Origin of the sequence: Lentisphaera araneosa HTCC2155 (assembly GCF_000170755.1) — a bacterium.
Taxonomy (GTDB): domain Bacteria; phylum Verrucomicrobiota; class Lentisphaeria; order Lentisphaerales; family Lentisphaeraceae; genus Lentisphaera; species Lentisphaera araneosa.
This window is the reverse complement of record NZ_ABCK01000006.1, coordinates 200,464-221,143: the sequence shown is the minus strand read 5'-3', so window position 1 is coordinate 221,143 and position 20,680 is coordinate 200,464. Positions and strand designations below refer to the sequence as shown.

General features: G+C 41.6%; 13 protein-coding genes. 7 read left to right on the top strand and 6 right to left on the bottom strand.

The genetic code is table 11. The annotated features are described in order from the left end of the window. Position 1: 1 nt before the first annotated feature. The 3 genes from LNTAR_RS07920 (at position 2) to LNTAR_RS07910 (ending at position 5,682) form a co-directional block, all read left to right on the top strand. Positions 2-2,401 carry a glycoside hydrolase family 127 protein gene (locus tag LNTAR_RS07920; RefSeq protein WP_007278152.1) on the top strand — a complete coding sequence of 800 codons (2,400 nt, stop codon included), beginning with the start codon at positions 2-4 and terminating at the stop codon, positions 2,399-2,401. A 228-nt stretch (positions 2,402-2,629) separates the two neighbouring features. Further along, the gene (locus LNTAR_RS07915; RefSeq protein ID WP_007278151.1) at positions 2,630-3,727 is read left to right on the top strand and encodes a substrate-binding domain-containing protein; all 1,098 of its coding nucleotides are present in this window, start codon (positions 2,630-2,632) and stop codon (positions 3,725-3,727) included. A 695-nt stretch (positions 3,728-4,422) separates the two neighbouring features. Further along, a complete protein-coding gene (locus tag LNTAR_RS07910; RefSeq protein WP_007278150.1) occupies positions 4,423-5,682 on the top strand; it encodes an IS110 family transposase in 1,260 nt (419 codons plus the stop codon). Between the two features lie 635 nt (positions 5,683-6,317). On the opposite strand, the gene LNTAR_RS07905 is transcribed toward LNTAR_RS07910, so the two are convergent. After that, positions 6,318-7,319, bottom strand: a complete 1,002-nt coding sequence (locus tag LNTAR_RS07905; RefSeq protein ID WP_007278149.1) for a transposase — start codon at positions 7,317-7,319, stop codon at positions 6,318-6,320. Between the two features lie 159 nt (positions 7,320-7,478). Between LNTAR_RS07905 and LNTAR_RS07900 the strand changes: the two genes are divergently transcribed. The 3 genes from LNTAR_RS07900 to LNTAR_RS07890 all read left to right on the top strand — a co-directional run bounded on the left by LNTAR_RS07900 (position 7,479) and on the right by LNTAR_RS07890 (position 11,159). Continuing rightward, positions 7,479-8,573: a substrate-binding domain-containing protein gene (locus tag LNTAR_RS07900; protein ID WP_007278148.1), complete on the top strand. Its 1,095-nt coding sequence runs from the start codon at positions 7,479-7,481 to the stop codon at positions 8,571-8,573. A gap of 548 nt (positions 8,574-9,121) precedes the next feature. Beyond that, a complete protein-coding gene (locus LNTAR_RS25380) occupies positions 9,122-9,772 on the top strand; it encodes a prepilin-type N-terminal cleavage/methylation domain-containing protein (RefSeq protein WP_007278147.1) in 651 nt (216 codons plus the stop codon). 61 nt (positions 9,773-9,833) lie between these two features. Further along, entirely contained in the window at positions 9,834-11,159 is a 1,326-nt protein-coding gene (locus tag LNTAR_RS07890) for a glycoside hydrolase family protein (RefSeq protein WP_007278146.1), read from the top strand. 29 nt (positions 11,160-11,188) lie between these two features. Here the strand turns inward: LNTAR_RS07890 and LNTAR_RS07885 are convergent, their stop codons facing one another. Both LNTAR_RS07885 and LNTAR_RS07880 read right to left on the bottom strand, forming a co-directional pair. Then, on the bottom strand, positions 11,189-11,935 hold the full coding sequence (locus tag LNTAR_RS07885; RefSeq protein ID WP_040914475.1) for a DUF1670 domain-containing protein: 747 nt from the start codon (positions 11,933-11,935) through the stop codon (positions 11,189-11,191). A gap of 106 nt (positions 11,936-12,041) precedes the next feature. Continuing rightward, on the bottom strand, positions 12,042-12,920 hold the full coding sequence (locus LNTAR_RS07880; RefSeq protein ID WP_007277561.1) for a DUF1670 domain-containing protein: 879 nt from the start codon (positions 12,918-12,920) through the stop codon (positions 12,042-12,044). A gap of 111 nt (positions 12,921-13,031) precedes the next feature. Here LNTAR_RS07880 and LNTAR_RS07875 point away from each other — a divergent pair, with 111 nt between their 5' ends. Then, a complete protein-coding gene (locus LNTAR_RS07875) occupies positions 13,032-13,856 on the top strand; it encodes a GH32 C-terminal domain-containing protein (RefSeq protein WP_007278143.1) in 825 nt (274 codons plus the stop codon). An 836-nt stretch (positions 13,857-14,692) separates the two neighbouring features. On the opposite strand, the gene LNTAR_RS07870 is transcribed toward LNTAR_RS07875, so the two are convergent. The 3 genes from LNTAR_RS07870 to LNTAR_RS07860 all read right to left on the bottom strand — a co-directional run bounded on the left by LNTAR_RS07870 (position 14,693) and on the right by LNTAR_RS07860 (position 20,669). Next, a complete protein-coding gene (locus LNTAR_RS07870) occupies positions 14,693-16,105 on the bottom strand; it encodes a DUF1501 domain-containing protein (RefSeq protein ID WP_007278142.1) in 1,413 nt (470 codons plus the stop codon). Next, positions 16,095-19,262: a PSD1 and planctomycete cytochrome C domain-containing protein gene (locus LNTAR_RS07865; protein ID WP_007278141.1), complete on the bottom strand. Its 3,168-nt coding sequence runs from the start codon at positions 19,260-19,262 to the stop codon at positions 16,095-16,097. Before LNTAR_RS07865 ends, LNTAR_RS07870 begins: the two co-directional genes overlap by 11 nt. A 186-nt stretch (positions 19,263-19,448) precedes the next feature. After that, positions 19,449-20,669, bottom strand: a complete 1,221-nt coding sequence (locus tag LNTAR_RS07860) for an aldose 1-epimerase family protein (protein WP_007278140.1) — start codon at positions 20,667-20,669, stop codon at positions 19,449-19,451. Positions 20,670-20,680 lie beyond the last annotated feature (11 nt).

Genomic DNA, 20,680 nt, shown 5'->3' with positions numbered 1-20,680 from the left:
TATGCCTATAGTAAAACATAAAGAAATTAACCCGATTACTTTTAACCAAGTAAAACTCAATGATAGCTTTTGGTTGCCTAGATTAGAGACTCAGAAAAAAACGACTCTTCCCTTTGCCCTCCACAAAACTGAACACGCCGTCGCTAACCTCAAGCGTTGCGCTAACTTCCTCAAGGGCATTCCCGACGAAAAGCCTTTCACTCACCGCTTCGTTTCTTCTGACCTCTACAAGGTTATGGAAGGCGCTGCTTTCCTACTCATGCTCAATCGCGATGCCGAACTCGAAGCTCAAATCGATGAAATTATCGACATCATTGCCGGTGCTCAGCAGGACGATGGCTACCTCTACGTCAATCACATTACCGATACATTTAATGTGGATGAAATGGGTACTAAGCCCTACAGCTTTGTGATTCACTCCCACGAACTCTACAATGTGGGCCACCTCTACGAAGGTGCCGTCGCATACTACCAAGCAACTGGTAAAAATGCTTGGCTTAAAGTTGCTGAAAAATCAGCTCAACACGTCTACAAAGTTTTTGTGGAAGGCGATCCCAACTATAACGATGGTAAGCCGGTCAATCAGGCTCCTGGTCATCAGGAAATCGAACTCGGCCTCTGTAAACTCTATATGGTTACTGGTAACAAAGTCTATCTCGAACTCGCTAAACATTTCCTCGAAATTCGCGGCGTCACTTTTATTCCCGATGGCGATGGCGTTAATGCTCCTGACTACGCTCAGCAGCACGTCGCCCTCACGGATCAAGATAGCGCCGTAGGTCACGCCGTTCGTGCCGCCTATATGTATGCTTCTATGGCCGAAGTTGACATGTTGCAGGATCGCCACGATTACACCAATGCTCTCAACAAGATCTGGCACAACCTCGTAGATATGAAAATGCATATCACGGGTGGACTCGGTGCTATTCACGGGATCGAAGGTTTTGGCGATGATTTTGATTTGCCGAACAAAGAAGCTTATAACGAAACTTGTGCGGCAATCGCAAATGTCTTTTTCAACTACCGCATGTTCTTGCTTCATAGAGATGCTTCTTACTTCGACGTTGCCGAAGTCTCTCTCCTCAATAACTCCCTTGCAGGCGTAAATATGGAAGGCGACAAATTCTTCTACGTGAATCCGCTGGAAGCTGATGGCCAACGCCTTTTTAACCATGGTAACGCCGGTCGTTCACACTGGTTTGACTGCGCTTGCTGCCCTTCAAATATTGCCCGTCTCATGCCGCAGGTTAGTGGCTACATGTACGCAACGAGTGAAGATGAAATTTTCTCACTCCTCTATGCGGGATCAGATGTGAGCCTTGATTTAGCCAACGGTAAAGTGAGCCTCAAACAAGAAACTGAGTACCCCTTCGAAGGTAAAGTTAAATTTGACCTCGACATGGACGAAGATTCAGAATTCACTTTTAAATTGCGTATCCCTTCTTGGGCTCGCGACAACTTCCTTCCAGGCGCACTCTACAAATATATTTCGAAACCTAACGAGAACTGGACCGTAAAAATCAATGGTGCTGCCGTTCAGTGCACACTCGATCGTGGTTTTGCTTCTATTCGACGCACTTGGTCAAAAGGCGATGTCGTTGAACTCGATTTGCCAATGCCTATCATGAGCTCGGTTTGCGATACTCGCGTCGATGCAAATGTGGGAAGAATTGCCCTCACACGTGGCCCACTCGTCCTCGCTGCTGAAGAAGTCGATAATGAGGGTGCTGTCCAGCGCTTCTTCCTCGAAAAAGAAGTCGGTAACTTTGAGCAAGAAACTATCCAAGAGGGTAACCTCGCAGGCATGCCCATTCTCACCGTTCCCTGTAAAGAAATTGGCAAGGGCGAAAGTTCTATGAAGCTCATCCCCTATTTTGCTTGGAATAACCGTGGCAACTGCTCGATGAATGTTTGGTTCCCAAATATTGAATCGCTCGCACAAAAATCTCTCGATTCCATGCAGTTTAGCAGTGAGCACTACGGTGAAATCACCGCGACTCATACCGCTAATTGTGATACAATCGAAGCACTCCGTGATGGTCGCCGTCCGCAATCGGCAAGTGATCGCAGCCTACCAAAATGGTCTTCCATGGGACAAGAAGGACAAGATCAAGAAATTGAGTTCAACTTCTCTGGAACACAAAAAATTGAGTCCGTCGGCGTCTACTGGGCGGAAATGGATTCGATTGCCGCTCCAGAATCTTGGACAATGGAATACAAAAAAGAGGGTCAGTGGTTGCCTTTCGAGCGCTACGTTACCGATTTCTTCGGCACGGATCTCAATATGTATGTGGTGGTGCACCCTGCTGCTGCCCTTCATTGCGAAGGCATCAAACTCAAGATCAAAGCTCAAGCCGGCAAAGCCCTTGGCCTCCTCGACTTGGATCTCATGAACGACTAAATTATCTACCTCGGCTCTTTCTTAAGAGGAGCCGAGGCTTTCTAAAAGCTCTCCTTGGGCTCCCTTTCTTCTCTTTGTGGTGACGAGTCGAACGGGGGCCTTTTTTTATTTCTCTTACATATCACATGGTGGATACTCATTATCAATAAACGCTAGACATTAGGTCTAATCATTGATGAATTGACTTAGCTCACCTTGACTCTATTGACATTTAAGTAACATTTACTTATGAAAAGTCGAAAAAATAAAACTCAAGAAATTTACGAATTCCTCAAACAGGAAATCGAATCCGGTGCTTATGAAATGGGTGAATTACTGCCCACGGATTTGCAAATATCAGAAAAATTCAAAACGAGTCGCCCCACAGTGGCCAAAGCCGTACAAAGGCTGGTTGATGAAAACGTCTTGGCTCGAAAAGCTGGCTTTGGCACTTACCTAAAAAACAAACCACAAGTTGGTGGCAGTGATGACAAAATCACCTTGGGCCTACTGATCCCTTCCTTGGGTGAAACGGAAATTTTTGAACCTATATGTGGTCAAATTGCTAGTTTAGCCGACTCTTATAATTTCAACCTCCTTTGGGGCAACACGGGTTCGAGCTTAGATAAAAGTGCTGCCGCAGCTGAGCAACTCGCTCATAAATACATCAAGGAAGCTGTTGATGGTGTATTTTTCACGCCTATCGAGTTACACCAAGATTCTGAAGTCATAAACGCACGCATTCTTGAGCTCTTCAAAAATGCCCATATCCCCGTCACCTTACTTGATCGTGACGTCGTCCAAGCTCCACTCAAAAGTGAATACGACCTCATTGGCATCAACAATATTGAAGCTGGCTACCTCATTGGCTCACACCTCGTCGAAAAAAAATGTCGATCCATTGCCTTTATCACTCGTCCCCATATAGCGAGCACTGTTCACATGCGACTCATGGGTTTGCGTGAAGCCATCCTCCAAGCAGGCCTACCTCATGACTCAGTCGAAGAACTCATTGTGGAAGAGGATATTGATAATCTCGCTCGCCAAATTAGCTCAGAAAAAAGATTTGATGCCTTAGCTATTTATAACGATGCTGCCGCAGCTGAGCTCAGCATTGCCCTCGATCAGCTTGGGGTGAATATCCCTCAAGATATTAAAATCTGTGCTTTTGATGATGTAAAATATGCAAAACTGCTTAAAACTCCCCTAACGACTTACCGTCAACCTTGTCGTGATATTGGCGCCACAGCAGTAGAAATCATGATTTCTCGCATCAAAAACCCGAGCCTCTCCGCAAGGAAAGTCTTACTTCACGGGGAGCTCATTATCCGCGAGTCGTCGAAGTAATTTCTCTCGCACGGTAAACCGTGGACTACATACGCTGACTACTGCAGGCGACGCGATCTATGGACTTTTTATTTCTCGCCAAGGCGCCAAGACTCTAAGTTTTTGATCTGTGTTAATCTGTGGATGAATTTAGTGCTTTCAGTGTGAGTTTTATAAGTTCTTTCTCAATAAGTTTAATCCCATGTGAAACCCTATATTATAGTCTATCACTTGGCGTCTTTCCGTCTTAGCGAGAAATATTATTTTATGGGATCCGCATACTTTTATAATGTATCCCAATGCTTTTTGAGTAATCACGGCAAAGTGCATCTCATTAGTGAGAATTTTTTGCTCTCACCAAGGCGCCAAGAATCTGAGTTTTTGATCGGTGTTCATCCGTGTTAATCTGTGGATGATTCTTTTTACGGAACTAGCAATTGATTCCGCATGGAATGCGGAGCTCCTATAGTAGTCCAAGTAATTAAATAGATAAATATAATGAGGGGGTCTGGGGGAGAAATTTTAGAATTAAAAAAGGAACATATAAATTTAATCATTCTCGGTACGAATTGGTGCTCCTGTCTTTAAAAAGACTTTCTGGGCATTTCGACCGGGAATGTTTTTCAGCGGGACGAATACTCAGAAAGCTTCCACCACAAATGCTATAGGAATTTCGCATGCTGTTTTTTAAATCTATATATTCCCTAGGAGTAAAAATGTATAATACAAGAACTAAAAAACCATCTGAATATCAAGTTATTATTGCGATCGACTGGGCGGATCAAAAGCATGACCTACGAATTCTTAAGGATTGTGAAGAAGAATGTAAAGTTATCAGTAGTGATTTACTTACTCTCAAAAACTTCTTTGATACACTCATACTTGAAACTGTTAATGGTTCCATTGCCATTGTCATCGAGAGCTGCCAATCTGCACTGATGAATTTATTAATATCATTCACGGAGTTTGATATCTATGTGGTTCATCCTACGACTGCTTCAAAGTTTGCTAAAACATTTCATTTGAGTGGTGCTAAAAGTGACCGAGCAGATACTAAATCATTACTTGAACTGTATTTAAAACATCCTGATAAAGTTCAAAAAGTAGACTCATCTTTTTCAAAGGGGAAACTGAAGCGACTTAATATAAAAAGGCGTGATTTAGTAGGTGATAGAACTCGTTTAACTAATCAATTAACTGCGTTATTGAAGATTTATTACCCAAACGCCCTCAAAGTCGTGGGCAATCATTTATATGCAGATATGTTTCTAGACTTTTTAGATAAATATCCAAGCCCGCAGGATGTCATTAATGCTCATCAAATCGGCATTACCAAATTCTTTAACAAACGCAGTACCAAGCATAGTAAAACAAAAGAGAGAGTTCAAATATTACGCTCCTCCATAATTGTTGTTAATGATGAAGATGAGTTGGATTACTACATATTTGAGATACAACAATTCTGCCACAGAATCAGGAGTTTAAATAAGGTCATTAAAGCTTATGACGAAAAAATTGAGCAAGCTTATCGCAGTAATGAGGACTATGAAATGTTTCAATCTTTCCCAGGAGCAGGCCCTAGTATCGGCCCACGTCTTATGGCTTTCTTTGGGGGCGATCGAGATAAATTTAAGTCTGTAAATGAGGTTCTTAAAATTAGTGAAATAGCTCCTGTGACAATTCAGAGTGGAAAAATGAATATTGTCCGAAGACGTTTTTTATGTGATAGGTTCACTCAACTTAGTTTTGTGGAGTTCGCAAATAATTCCATAAGATCGTCAATATGGGCACATGAATTTTATTATCATAAGAAAGCTCTTAACATACCTCATTTCACTATACTTAGAGCTTTGGCCTACAAATGGATTCGTATCATGTATCGCTGCTGGAAAACGAGAACTCCATATAATGAAAAGACCTATCTAGAAGTATTGGCGCAAAGACGACCTGCATGGTTTCAGAAATTCGTTAATTAATCTCGTATTCTACTTGCAAGTGCACTCAGAGAAAATTGAAGGACAGGCCTTAGAAAAAGAAAATTGAAGGACAGAAAATTGAAAGAAAATTGAAGGACAGGCCTTAGAAAAAGAAAGAAAATTGAAGGACAGGCCTTAGAAAAAGAAAATTGAAGGACAGAAAATTGAAGGACGAAAATTGAAGGACAGGCCTTAGAAAAGGGCTGATCGACGAAAATTGAAGGACGAAAATTGAAGGACAGGCCTTACGAAAATTGAAGGACAGGCCTTAGAAAAGGGCTGATCGAAAAGAGCTCCAAATTGGGGCTCTTTTTTCGTATTTAGGAGGTCAAGCTTGATGCAAAAGTGCCACTTTTTCTTTTAGTCGATCGAAAATTGAAGAAAAATTGAAGGACAGGCCTTAGAAAAGGGCTGATCGAAAAGAGCTCCAAATTGGGGCTCTTTTTTCGTATTTAGGAGGTCAAGCTTGATGCAAAAGTGCCACTTTTTCTTTTAGTCGATTAAAAGCGCAGAGATCGAAGTAAAAATTTAGCCGATAGAGTACAAACTCGGCTAAAAGAAAAACGAAGAACTCAAGACGGTTTTAAATCATCTTGAGTTCAAATTCTGTTTTTATGAAGTTCTGAGCTGATATTTTAATTGGGTGCGGCTCGAGCTTTTTTCCTAGGCTTGAGGGAATAAATATCATTCCATTCATCCTCAGTGTAAGGCTCATGAACTCGTTTCCATTTCATCTTTTCTGAGAACTTGGCCAACTTCTCCCGAACGAAAGCCTCAGAGCCGATGACCAGACATTTAGTGAAGAATCTGCACTTATGAATGAACAAATCATCCCACCGGAGAGCCTCCGGGGGCGTGTTCATTTTTATCTGAAGATATTCTGCTACAGTTTTTGAATCAGCATTCTTATAACGACGCAAGCCAAGCATATAAGCTCTAAAAACCTCCCTAAAATGCTTTTGCTTCTCATTTTCTGCAAAGAAATATCCGCCCCTACGGCAGTAGTCCTCAGCCTTGATGCCACGACAAAAGAGATCAAAAAAGTCTTGATCTGAATCTCCAACACTTCCACCCGCGAGGCGATCAGCATAACCACAGAAAAAGAAATCTTTTGGGTCAGTAACAATTCCGGCTCGAACTGGATTCAATGAGATATACGCCATCACTCGAAGCAAAGAATCAGATTGAGCCGAGACCTCAATCATTTCTGAATCAAAACGCTGACCAAAGAGACGTCCCCAAGACTGATGCTCTCGATTAAACCACTGAACGAATCGCTGTTCAAAATTGCCAATCACAAAAGAAATATCATGGATCTTCTCCCTGAAATCATCCCTCTGAGCGGAATTAATAAATTCAATTTCTTCATTATCCATATAAAGCCGATAACGCTGTAATAATTCCACATCATCCATGTTCGAAGTAGGGGGGATCTTAATCAACAAATGAAAATGATTATCCATAAAAACATAATCAATCACCTGATAACTGAGCTTAGCGGAGCCCGCAAAAAGCAGTTCCTTGAGCTTATGTTTTTCTAGATCTTTGAATAACATGCGACCACCAGCAATGCGATTAGTCACAAGATAATAAACTGCCTGATCCGAACAACTTTCTTTCACACGATTGTGAGCCATAATTAACTCCTTTCCTAATTCGAAGAAATATATAACAATCCAAATTTGAAAGCAATTTTACCTACAGATTGAGATGCCATTTTATTTAAAAACCTGTGTAGCTTAGAGCAAAAATCATAAGACGACTTGATTAAGTTGACATTTAAGTAACATTCACTTATGAAAAGTCGAAAAAACAAAACACAGGAAATCTACGAGTTCCTCAAGAAGGAAATCGAAGCAGGCACCTATGAAATGGGCGAGCTGCTCCCCACTGATCTGCAAATCTCAGAAAAATTCAGTACCAGTCGCCCTACTGTTGCCAAAGCCGTACAAAGACTCGTCGAAGAAAATGTTCTTGGTCGAAAAGCTGGCTTTGGGACATATCTGAAAAATAAACCGCAAACCGCCGGTAGTAATGAGCAGATTACTCTTGGCTTACTCATTCCCTCTCTTGGCGAAACAGAGATTTTTGAACCCATCTGCGCGCAAATTGCCAGCCTGGCTGACTCGCATAACTTCAACCTCCTGTGGGGAAATGCCGGCTCAAGCCTCAATAATAGCACTGCTGTGGCAGAAAAACTCGCTTATAAATACGTCCAGGAAGAAGTCGACGGTGTTTTTTTCACGCCACTGGAACTGCACGATGACTCCGACGAAGTTAACGCACGTATCCTCGAGCTCTTTAAAAAGGCTCATATCCCCGTCATCCTTCTCGATCGTGATGTGGCCAAAGCTCCGCTAAAAAGTGAATACGACCTAATTGGTATCAATAATGTTGAAGCCGGATTTCTTATCGGTTCACATTTGATTGAACGCAAATGTCAATCCATTGCCTTTATTACTCGCCCTAATATCGCTAGTACCGTTCACATGCGACTCATGGGTTTGCGCGAAGCCATACTTCAGGCCAAGCTCTCGCACGACTCTGTCGAAGAAATCATGGTCGATGATGATATTGCGGAGCTCGCAAAGATTATTGCTCCCAAAGATTTTGATGCCCTCGCCGTTTACAATGATGCCGCCGCCGCTGAGCTCAGCATGGCTCTCAATGATCTCGGCATAAATATTCCGGATGATATCAAAATCTGTTCTTTCGATGATGTAAAATATGCCAAGCTTCTCAAGACACCGCTAACGACTTATCGGCAGCCTTGTCGTGATATTGGCTCCACTGCCGTAGAAATCATGATGTCCAGAATTCAAAACCCCGGCATGACGGCTAGAAAAGTTTTGCTCCACGGCGAACTGATTATCAGAGAATCTTCTAAGTAAGATTAATGATTAATATTGAGTTCGAACCCTCAAAGGATACGTGAAGGAATTTAAAAAAAGCTTTACCGCCTTTTTCCATAAACTGATTTAGCACTTCTATGCGACTTTGATAAATCTTACTTTTTGTTTTCCAACTACAATTAAAAGCGCTTCAAGGGCTGTTTAACAGTAGCGTCCTCCATTAAAAAAATCCGATCTGAATCAGAAAGATTATAATGGTGTTATGTTTTGACCCTTTTAACACATTACTTTTAAAGCCTAATAATTAGGCACAAATCATTCATCATAATTGATAACTTCGACCTGAACTGAGTACAGTATTCAAGAAAAGCTCCTTAATTCTGTTCTATGAGTCGATATAAGCTTTAACTATTACAGTTCATTAATGACACCGAATAAATAGTATATAATCACGCCTTAGCAACCCTTTTACATCACCCGATAAACATAATGATATAAAAAAGTAATGTAAATATAAATTAATTGTTATATAAAAGAAACTCAGATCGTAGTGTTTATGGTAACTAATGAAATTATAAGGATAGACCATGAAAAAAAGACCCCCTCGCTGCACCTATGCGCCCTTTACACTCATCGAACTTTTGGTGGTTGTTGCTATTATAGGTATACTCGCCAGCCTACTCTTGCCTATGCTCGGCAAATCTAGACAAAACGCCAAACAAGTTGTCTGCCTCAACAAAATAAAACAATACAGCCTAGCCAGCTTAACGTATGCGCTTGACTTCGAGCAAATGATCCCACACACCACAAAAGAAAGCATGGCACCTTGGGACCAATGGTATGACCGTCTTGATGCCACTGGATATATGTCAAACGCCGCCGACACCGACAACCTTTCCTGCCCCTCCGCAAATCCCATTTTAAATCATTGGTCCTCTGGCTTTGGCCCCAACGACCATATTGGTTGGCGCGATCCAAGCACCAACCCTGCCGATATTAAAAGTTCACATCCGACCGAAACAATTTTAATTATGGATACCGTAAACAATGGAAGTTTTAGTGTCGTCTACAGGTGGCAGACATTATCAAATAACTTGTTTATTCCTGAAAAAAACACACGCATACCTCGACACAACAATAAAGCCAATGCCTCATTTTTAGACGGACATGCCAAGGCTTTGACTGTTAACTATCTCATCCAAAAGAGTTATTGGCAATCTGAAACTTGGATACCATAGAAAATAAAAACATTAAATATAAGATCTTAACAAACTAATTTTAAAAATATGGAAATACCTAATGAACTACGCAAGTAAAATTTTAACTTTATTCACCTGCCTTGCTGGATTCGCAAATGCAGGATCTCAACCACTTTTTGAAAACAGTGATTTTGAAAAAGGAGATCTAACTAACTGGACGGCCGAGGGAGATGCTATGATTATGCAACCTACTAAAGGTGATCAAATGCAAGCCCGCAAACAGGGATCCACAAACATTCAAGGTGAATACTGGATTGGCACAGACGAGAAATACACCGGCAAGAAAGGTCGACCAGCCATGAAACAAGGTAATGCTCCAATGGGACGTTTAGTGTCTAAAGAATTCACAATATCCAAACCTTACATAAATTTTCGTATTGCAGGAAGCGATGACCATAATGGCGTTGGAGTTAACCTAATAATAGACGGTCAAGAACTCATGGGAACCTCAAGTCTAAATCGGGGTGAGACAATGTCCCCCATAAGTCTTGATGTTCGCAAGTATCAGGGTAAAAAAGCCCAAATAGTCATTTTTGATCAAGATCAAGATCAAGGGCATTTTGGTTTTGTGTCTGTGGATGACTTCCAGGCTAGCAAGCAAGCTAATAAGACTGTTTTTATTCCTATTAAAAAACCAAAACTCAAAAATGAGTGGGCTACTTTCCCGGAATATAAACGCGTGGGCTATGATCAAACATTACGACCACAATTCCACTTTACTTCTCGTATAGGTTGGCTTAATGACCCCAATGGCATGGTTTACTCTGATGGAGAGTGGTTTATGTACTTCCAACATTATTCAAAAGGCAACGCCAACGGGCCTAAATCTTGGGGAAGCTCTGTAAGTACAAATCTTATGAACTGGAAACAGTTCGACCATGCTATTAACCCCTATGATAACGTCATGTGGGAAGGTGGTAATAAACACGCTATTTGGTCCGGTTCAGCTGTCGTTGACATTAATAATGCTTTAGGAAAACAAAAAGCTGACACAAAAACATTATTTGCCCTCTACACCGCGACTCACAGCAATAAAGAAAAACAAGTAGAGTTTTTTCAAGGAGGTATGTACTCAACTGACAAAGGGCGTACTTGGACAATCATTAATGATGGAAAACCCGTTATTCCTCATCAAAAAGGACGCTCAGGCAGCCAACGCGATCCACGTATCTTTTACTATGAGCTGGGCGGTTATTACGTGACAATCATGATGATTGGCGGCAAGGACCGGGCCGTTCGTCTTTGGAAATCGGAGGACTTACTCAATTGGGAATTTATGAGTGACATACCCAACAAAGCCGCAGAATGCATCGATATGTACACAGTGGCGGTCGATGGCAACCCAAATAAGGTCATTTGTCCGTGAGGTGTATTTGTCCCCTTACGTACAGATATTTAGTTTTTCTGAGAGTTCAAGTCATTGACGATGGTTTCGTATTGTGAGTCCACCTTTGCGTCCGTATTGATGATTTGCTCTAAAACAAACCCTCGGTCTTTGTACTCCAAGATGATAGCTTCATATTCTTTGATTAACCGGGGTGTATTTCCAATAACTTTGGCGATCTCATTGATATTCATGCCCTTCTTATAACAGATAAGAACCTGTTTAAATTTGCTGATATAACGCTGGATAGCCTGGAATGAATGATAAGTCTCACGACTTACTTGTTGAACGCTGAGTTTCTTTATGAAAAGTTTTTCAATTATAATTTTTTTGTGCGTGAGAGTTGGCCCCATATCATGTATTGAACCTCTTCGAGGTAAGACCTCATTGTGTTCCAGTTCCCATTCTTTAATATACTTACCCACAGTTGGTGGAGAGATCTTTAAAAGAATGGCTAATTCAACCGAGGTCATACAGCCACCTTGCTTATAACTTTGTTTGAGCATCCTTGCAACAGCTTCCTTTTTTATGTCTCTGAGCTTCTTACCGTCTTTGCGCTCTTGAATATCTTCTGCTCGTACTAAATCTAGGATAACACTCACTAAAGGTGTTTGATTGATCTTTTTTCCGTATGATTTAGTCGCATTTTTGTCAGTGGTCACCCATGGCGTCTGACCCTGTTTTAAATGAGAAGTTTCGGGATAGAATTTATTGACCATAGAGATAATAGTTGAGCTCAAAACTTGCCGAGTCCTCATTCCTCCCAGTTGCGGACACTCCTCTGAGAAAAAGCTGTTAAAGCTCCAGCAAAAGTTTTATATTGTTGTGGTCCGTAAGTTGCTTCATTCGCTGAAATATGCGTCTTCATGCTCTGCTCCATACGGGATTTGATAGATTCGACAGTAGTGAGTCTTTTTTTTCGCCAACTTCCTTATAGTATTCATCTCCTGTAAGCAGGATTTCATCCAGACGATGTTTGAACATATCTTTATTCTTAAACTCGTCGTAAATCTTAAGGAATGTCTTCACGCCGCGTTGTGAGATTCCTGCAACTACCGCGATTTCATGGTCAGTGAAGCTCTTCCCTACCCGTAAGTAAACCGCAACTTTAAACTTTTGAAGGTAACTCTCAACGGCGCCCATCGAATGTTTTGTAGCACTCGCAACTTCAACTTCTTCTTTGCCTTCCACCCAATGACGAATGACCAATTCACGGTGTGTAACTCCAGGACCAATATCTTTTTGTTGGCCACGCGTCGGAATGACAATACCTTCCTCTTGTAAGTGTTTGATATCACGTCGGATCGTTTTTGTATCGCACATCAACAGCTTGGCCAAATCCTCCTGGCTTAATAGACCTCCTTGATCGCGAGCCTCTTCGCTCAAACGTATTAACCTACGCTGACGGCGAACAACTTGCCGTTGTTTATTTTTTCTATTGGGCAACTCTTCTTCGTCAAAATCACTGAATACACTTAGAGTGACGCTTATCATTTCACAGTCTTTGAGTGCCTTACCTGCACCTTCCTTGGTCGAGACGCAGTTGTACTTGAGTTGACCTTCTTTAAGTTCCTTTTGGCTATAGGAAAAATAGACCTCATCTATCATGCGAACCAGTTCTTTGGCTTCCCAGGGACTTAGGCCCGCTCCATGAACCGCCAAGTGACTCATTTGCTGGTTCATTGTTTTTAAAGATAAGCGACGACTTTGATTTTCTTGAGAGTTCGCTATTTGTATACTCATGGTGTAGTGCTCCTTATTTTTTGCTTTTTGGTAGAACAATTTATAAGGGGACACTACACTTTTTTAGTATCTAGCGATACTTACCGGACAAATGACTGAATCGTAAATAACATGAAATGGGTCATTGCCGATGCTGGAACATACTACGAAGTAGGTGATTTTGATGGAAGAAACTGGAAAGGTTTTGGAGATAGATCACCAAATAGCAAAAGTGATAAGAAAAAAGATAGACTTAAATTCGATTATGGTGATAGTTATTATGCTGCACAGGTGTTTAACCAAGGCCCAGATGGTCGCGTTGTTCATATTGGCTGGCTGAGTAGCAAGCAAAGTGGCTACCGTCCCTTTTTAGATGCTGGCATGCCCTTCACACAACAAATGTCTATCCCCGCTGAAATCACCCTTAAAAGTACATCAGAAGGTATTCGCATGTATCGCAACCCAGTTGCAGAGATTGCAGAGATGTATATAAAATCTCACAGATTTGAAAAGATCAGCACAGATCAAGCTAACGCTAAACTAGCTCAACTTGACCTAGAACTCATTGATGCCACCTTTAATTTAAAAGCAACTCAAAACATTGACTTTCATGTCCGTGGATTAAAAATCAGCTATGACAAAGAAAAACAAGTCCTTCGTTTTTTCAATAGTAAGCGCGTCGAAGGCGAAAAAGCCGCCCATGCCTTAGGTAAACGTAAAAAACATCCCTATCGTGATAATGGCATCCGCGAAATCCCTACTCCAAGCATTGACGGCAAGGTCAAAATACGCGTCCTAGTGGATCGTGCTTCATTAGAAATTTTTGTAAATGATGGACAAGCAGCCGCCAGCTTTGTCGTTGTACCAGATCCCGCCAATCGCAAAATACACATCTCCGGTAACACCGAGTTCAATTCCATTGAAGTGAATGAAATTGCTTCAATTTGGCAGGAGTAACAGAAACTTCTTCTCCTAGAGCTACTAAAATTCATTTAAATTAAATCCTTAGTCCATGTCACCATTCTTTGCAATCCGTGACATGGACTCCTGAAAATTAATTTTACGCGAGTCATCGAAGCAGTTCGTTTATACTTATTAAATATTTTCTCCTTACACGATAAATCGTGAACTAAAGACACTGACAACTACCGCCCGAAGGCCGATCTACTGTGAGCTTGCGAACGATCCGCAAGCGCAGCGATCTATGGACTTTTCATCTCTCTCCAAGGCGCCAAGACTCTAAGTTTTTAATCTGAGTAAATCTTGCGAACTTTGTGGATGATTTTTCTTACATATTATGAATCGTGGACTACATACGCTGACAATTGCAGGCGAAGCCGATCTATGGACTTTTTATTTCTCGCCAAGGCGCCAAGACTATAAGTTTTTAATCGGTGTTCATCCGTGTTAATCTGTGGATTGATTTATTGCTTTCAGTGTAAGTTTTATAAGTTCTTTCTCAAAATGTTTAATCCCATGTGAAACCCTATATTATAGTCGATCACTTGGCGTCTTTCCGTCTTGGCGAGAAATATTATTTTATGGGATCCGCATACTTTTATAATGCTTTTTGAGTAATCACGGTAAAGTGCACCTCATTAGTGAGAATTTTTTGCTCTCGCCAAGGCGTCAAGACTCTAAGTTTTTGATTTGAGTAAACCTTGCAAATCTGTGGATGATTTTTCTTACATATTATGAATCGTGGACTACATACACTTTGTCTGAATTGCTCTCTCGCACGGTAAACCGTGGACTACATACTCTGACGACTGCAAGCGAAGCGATCTTCTTTATTAAACAAGTATATCCTTCCAGACGTGGCCGTGGACATCGGTGAGGCGAATATCGCGACCTGAGAAGCGGTAAGTGAGTTTCTCGTGATTGATGCCGAGCTGGTGGAGAACTGTTGCCCAGAGGTCGTAAACAGTGGAAATTTTATCTACAGCGTAATAACCGAGTTCATCAGTGGCGCCGTAAACGGTGCCACCTTTGACGCCACCACCCGCCATCCAGAGTGAGAAGCCATAGGGGTTATGGTCACGTCCATTGGAGCCTTGCGAGAAGGGTGTACGACCAAACTCACCAGTGAAGACCACGAGAGTTTCATCGAGTAAACCACGTTCTTTTAGATCAGTTAAAAGCGCAGCAATGGGTTGATCCACGTGGTCCGCCATTTGTTTATGACCCTTTGGCAAATTACCGTGCTGATCCCAAGGGTTGGCGGCTCCACCACCACCTGCGCCCGCAGCTCGGCAGCAAGATAACTCGACAAAGCGCACACCACGCTCAACTAAGCGACGAGCCATGAGACACTGCTTTGCGTATTCTGATTTGTTTTTATCTTGATCATTCACCCCGTAGGCATCGAGAGTCGCTTGAGACTCTTTAGAGATATCTGTAAGCTCAGGGACGGACTCCTGCATTTCATAAGCGGTCTCAGTATTTTTCACTGAGGAGACAATAGCCTCTTCGTAAGCAATTTTTTTAGAGAAGCGCTGATCGAGGTTTTTAACCAGGGAAAGCATTTCTGTTTGCTTCTTATTTTGCATCCAAGGCTTAATATTAGGAACGGCGCGATCGCCAGAGATATTGAAGATTGAACCCTGATGAACGGCTGGAAGGAAGGCATTGCCAAATACACTCACACCACCATGCGGAATGCCGGCATTCTTGGTTTTTAAAACCACATAAGAAGGTAAATTTTTGTTCATTGATCCACAGCCATAACTCACCCAAGCTCCCGCAGAGGGATAACCAAGGAAGGGGAAGCCCGTGTGCATAAAGAAATTCCCTTGGGCGTGCTCAGAGAATTTTGCGGTCATGGAACGAACCACGGCAATATCATCAATCTTTTCGTTTATTTTAGGAAAGAGATTGGTGAGTTCAATCCCCGATTGACCATACTTTTTACTTTCCCAAGGACTTTGAAAAATATTGCCATTATTATCAAACTGAGTTTTTTGCACCTTGGTGGGCATGGGCTTGCCATGCATCTTTTTAAGCAGCGGCTTAGGATCAAAAGAATCGACGTGGGAAACGCCTCCAGACATGTAGAGGAAAATTACGGATTTAGCTTTGGCTTTATGATGAAATTTGGGTTTATATTCTGCGGCTTCCGCAGAATTTATCATTCCGGACAAAGCTGTGGCACTCACGCCCATTGAGGTGAGTTTCATGAAGTCTCGACGATTGATATTAGTAGACATAGATAAACTCCTTTGAGTTGAGCAGTGCTAGAGCAAGTTCGTTATTTTTGTGATTCTTTAAATATTCCAGGCATGCCGCAATTTCGGCTTGTTCAGGGTTGCGAGCATACAAGCGCTTATAAAGTCCAATAATAAAAGCTTCAGGTCCTTTGCCTTTAGTCCTATTCTCAACATGCCCAGTGAGGTGGTTACTCATATTTTTTGCTATTGGACCATTCATCAATAACAGAGCCTGAGCTGGAACATTGGTGATGTTTCGTTTACTCATTGTGGTCATGGGAACGGGAAAATCGAAACTTTCGTTAAATTTATCCAAGCGGTTTCGAATAATATCGTGTCTCATACTTCTGTAATTCTTAGTGCCAACAAAGTGTAAGCTGTCTTTGATGGCTTCGGCATCAAGCCTGCGAGGTGTGTAATAACTCAGGTAAGTATTGGTGATATCCTGATCTAAATTTTCCTGCGATGGTTCAGAAGATAATTGAAAGGTTTCGGAAATCATCATCTTGCGAATGGCTGTCTTGATGGACCAATTATTTTTTTCGAAATCCAAGGCCAGGTAATCCAACAGCTCGGGATGAGTAGGCTTTTTACCAAGCAGGCCAAAATTATCTGTAGAAGGAACAATTCCGTTGCCGAAGACGTAATTCCATAGACGATTTACCAGTACTCGTGATTTGAGTGGATTGGTATCTGAGGTGATATCCTTAGCCAATTGAAGTCTTCCGGAGTTTTCTGATGTGTATTCCTTATCAGAGAAAACCTCTAAAAATGACCGAGGAACTTCATGACTCTCTTTTTTATGGTCACCGCGAACAAAGAGCTTGGAATTAAGCACTTCACTTTCGTGCAGGCCTGGAGCTCTTTTTGGAATAATAATTTCCTTTTCCAGCTCTCTATATTTGTTAATAATTTTCTGTAATCGTTGCGGCATAGAAGCCAGCTCATTATTGAGAATACCTTGTTTGAGCATGAGATCCACATATTTTGCCTCAGCATCAGTCATTGTCCCCTGCTTCCAAGCCTGCAAGGACTGCTTAAGGGCATTTTTGAAGGCAGACATCAATTGCTGCTGATTGCTTATTTCTAGGTCTTCACCAAGTACCTCAATAAAGTTAACAGGAATGACACGAGGCTCCTCTTTGGCAATTATGAGTTCAGTCATACCAAACCAGCTGCGATCTGAGTTTCTTCGACCGTGAACCGCATCTTTCGCCGTTCTGATCTCGAAATGCAAACGCTCATCTCTCCAGTAATCCCATTTATGGTTTGGTTTATTCCACTTCCAGTTTTGATTCGCGTGGAACTCATGAGTAGGATGTAAAAGACCATGGCTTAATGGGTAATTTCTTACAGGCGCTTTCATATTTGCATGAGCACCTAGACCATTTAACCACATGCCTTTTTGAGTTGCTCTAAAATTATTCGTCATCAAGACAGCCGCATGTTTATCCGAAATGAGATGGGAATAAACACCTCTGGGATAAATACCATTGACTGCATATTCATTTTCTCCGAAGAGAGCAAAGCTCCCGGATGGACTTACTTTGTTTGCAGTAGAGTTACCGGAAATCTTTAACTTATCTAAGTCACTTTGCTGACGGAAATCTAAATATAAATCAGCTGATTTTCTGAGTTCATCATTAAATGATTTATTCTTTTTAATCTCATCTCTAAGGCCGTTAATCTTATTTTCTAAGTCTTTACCATTTTTTGCTCTAAAGAGATAAAAGGTCTGTGATTTATTCAAAAAATCTCTCAACTCACGGTCGCGGTCAAAAAGGACTTGTTGCTCTTCCGTTCTTTTATTGTGAGGTATTTTACGCATTTCTTTGGTAATATCGATGACCTCATTAGCTCGTTTGTGTAGAGCTGCAAAATCGTGATCCTGACTGATCCAGTAATCCGCTAGTTCTTTATGAATTTCTTTTTTGAGCTCAGCTATTTCTTTTTTATTAATCTCTAGTTGATCGGGTGTACTAATGAGTACATTACCCATTTTAGTAGAATCCAGGATACCGAAGAAACGATGGAAGTCATCCTGACTAATGGGGTCAAATTTATGATGGTGGCAACGCGCACAAGAAACTGTAATGCCGAGCATGGCTTTAGAAACTACGTCAATTTGATTGTCGGTTGAAGTGACTTGTTCCGCATAAGCATCTGTCACGCCAAAACCGTAGGGATTCATGCGAAAATGAGCTGGGCCAATCGCGGATTCGTTGATTTTTAAATCTTTATTGATACGGGGATTTTTGAGTAAGTCTCCCGCAATATGCTCGGTTAAAAGCTGATTGTAGGGGATATCCTCATTCAGTGCTCTTATCAAATAATCTCTATAAACCCCTGCATAGGGTATATTGGGATCGCCTTCTGAACCGTGAGTATTGGCGAAACGGTACCAATCCATCCAGTGACGCGCCCAGCGCTCACCAAATTTAGGTGAACTCAAAAGTTTATCGACATACTTTTCAAAGTTTTCCTGACTGGGATTCTTTTTGAATTCGAGGACGTCTTTGTAATCGGGAGGGAGGCCAAGTAAAACCAAGGAAGTTCGGCGAATGAGTGTTTCTGGTTGAGCTTTTCCTAAAGGCTTAAGTTGATTATCTTCCTGTTTTTCAGCAATAAAGGCATCAATTGGCTGTTTTTGAAAACGCGTATTTTTCACTTTGGGCACGGGGTGATTCTCGACTTCCTTAAACGACCACCATTTAGCGCGCTTATCTCGAACTGTTGACCAAGGAATTGCATTTTCTAAGTCTTTCTTAGTGGGTTTCGTTGTTCTCGGATCAGGTGCTCCCATGTCGATCCACTTTGCGAAGTTCGCAATCACTTCTGGAGACAGCTTTGGCGCTTTGGCAGGCATCTCCATATCTTCCTCTTCATGGCGAATGGTTGCCATCAGAAAACTGTCTTTAGAATTGCCCGGAATCAGTGTGTCGCCCATATCCCCACCCTTGAGAAAAGGTTCTTTCCAGTCAAGGGCTAAGCCGCTTTTCTTTTTACCACCCTCTTTTTTACTCAAGCTATTGTGGCAATCATAACAACTTTCAGCTAGTACAGGGCGTATATTTTTTTCAAAGAATTCATAACCCTGGTTGGCAAATAAATTGCCCCCGCAGATTAGAACACTTAATAATGTAGAAGTTTTTGTCATCGAATAAATTCTCTTAAGTTTCTTTATTTTATAATAACCGAACCTAATACGCAATAGTTACAGCTTTATTGTTCGAAAGTTAATTAATTATAATATATTTGTTATATAAATGTAAAAACAAGCCTCGATAAAAGGCGGACACCGCGCCCGCCTACTTAAATTTATTTTAAAAGTCCTTTAAATCAATTATTTGTTTTCAGGTGTCTTAATGAATTTAACCTTGTGTCCCTTATTGAGCTGAATAATTTTTGATTGAGCTTTTTCAACCGAACTTTTACCTGAATGAAGGCTGTAGACTAAATGATAATTGATACTTTCACCAGCTTTGATCTTCGGCAAACGTCCCATTTTACGTTCATGTGCGCGATTGGCAGGAAAGGTATTTCCTGGCTCAAGACCCGTCACATAGCCATTTTCTCTACTGTCTTCATTTTTCCACTGCGTCAGATAAGGAAGGGCATCCGTATTGAAGCTAAATGAAACCGCTTTGTCCGCCTTTTGATTGTGGAGCATGAAGTGAGCAAAGCCATTTTTGTCTGCAAAAGGAGTGATTTGATAAACTTTCTCATCCGCCCAAACACTAGCTGGCGCATCATAAGTCTCATAACTATCAAGGCTCTTAGCGGCGTAATCGTTAAAGGGTTGAACTTCGGCAATTGTGCCTTCCATACGTGAACCTTTCTCAAGTAGTTCTTTTGCGAAGTTCGCATGATAGAGAACTTGAAATTCTTTATCTTGAGAAGAATTATTTGTTACTACGTCATCGAAACGGAAAGTGTTTGAACCGGGAAGCGTAGAAATAGTTGTTTCTAGAGTGAAATTAGCGCCTTTAAACCAAACTTCGTTTACGATCCCCGTCACGCTGATGCGATGAGGTGGGAGTTTATCGACTTCTACTTTGAGTTCAGAAGCAGGAATATGGGCAATACGTCCATGCAAAGTCATGAGGCGGCCATTATCATCACCTGGATGACCCGAATATTCGAGTCCGCAACGCACCATCCACTCATTAAAGGAATCGAGCCAACCGAGTCCACCATTATAATTGAGATTGACGTTGCGTGGATGCACAATTTCTTTGACGGGAGAATCCCAACCGAGGGTGATATCTTTCGAACGCACACTCATGACATTCATTCCACGAGTCGGAATGATGTCGATTTCAATTTCACCATTATTGATGGTGACCAGTTCAACACCTTCTTGCATACCTCCGTGAAGTGTTTTCTTGCTTACGGACCAATCTATATCGGAGCTCAATCCGAAGTCAGCTGCAGTCAACTTTGCATCACTGATCGCGATGTTTTTCTCGACAGAACTCAAGGTGATTTGGCTGTCGGCAGCTCTATGCATTTGACAGGATGTAGCTGTAGCTAAGGCACAAAGGCCCATTAAAATATTTTTCATTCTTTTGTCCC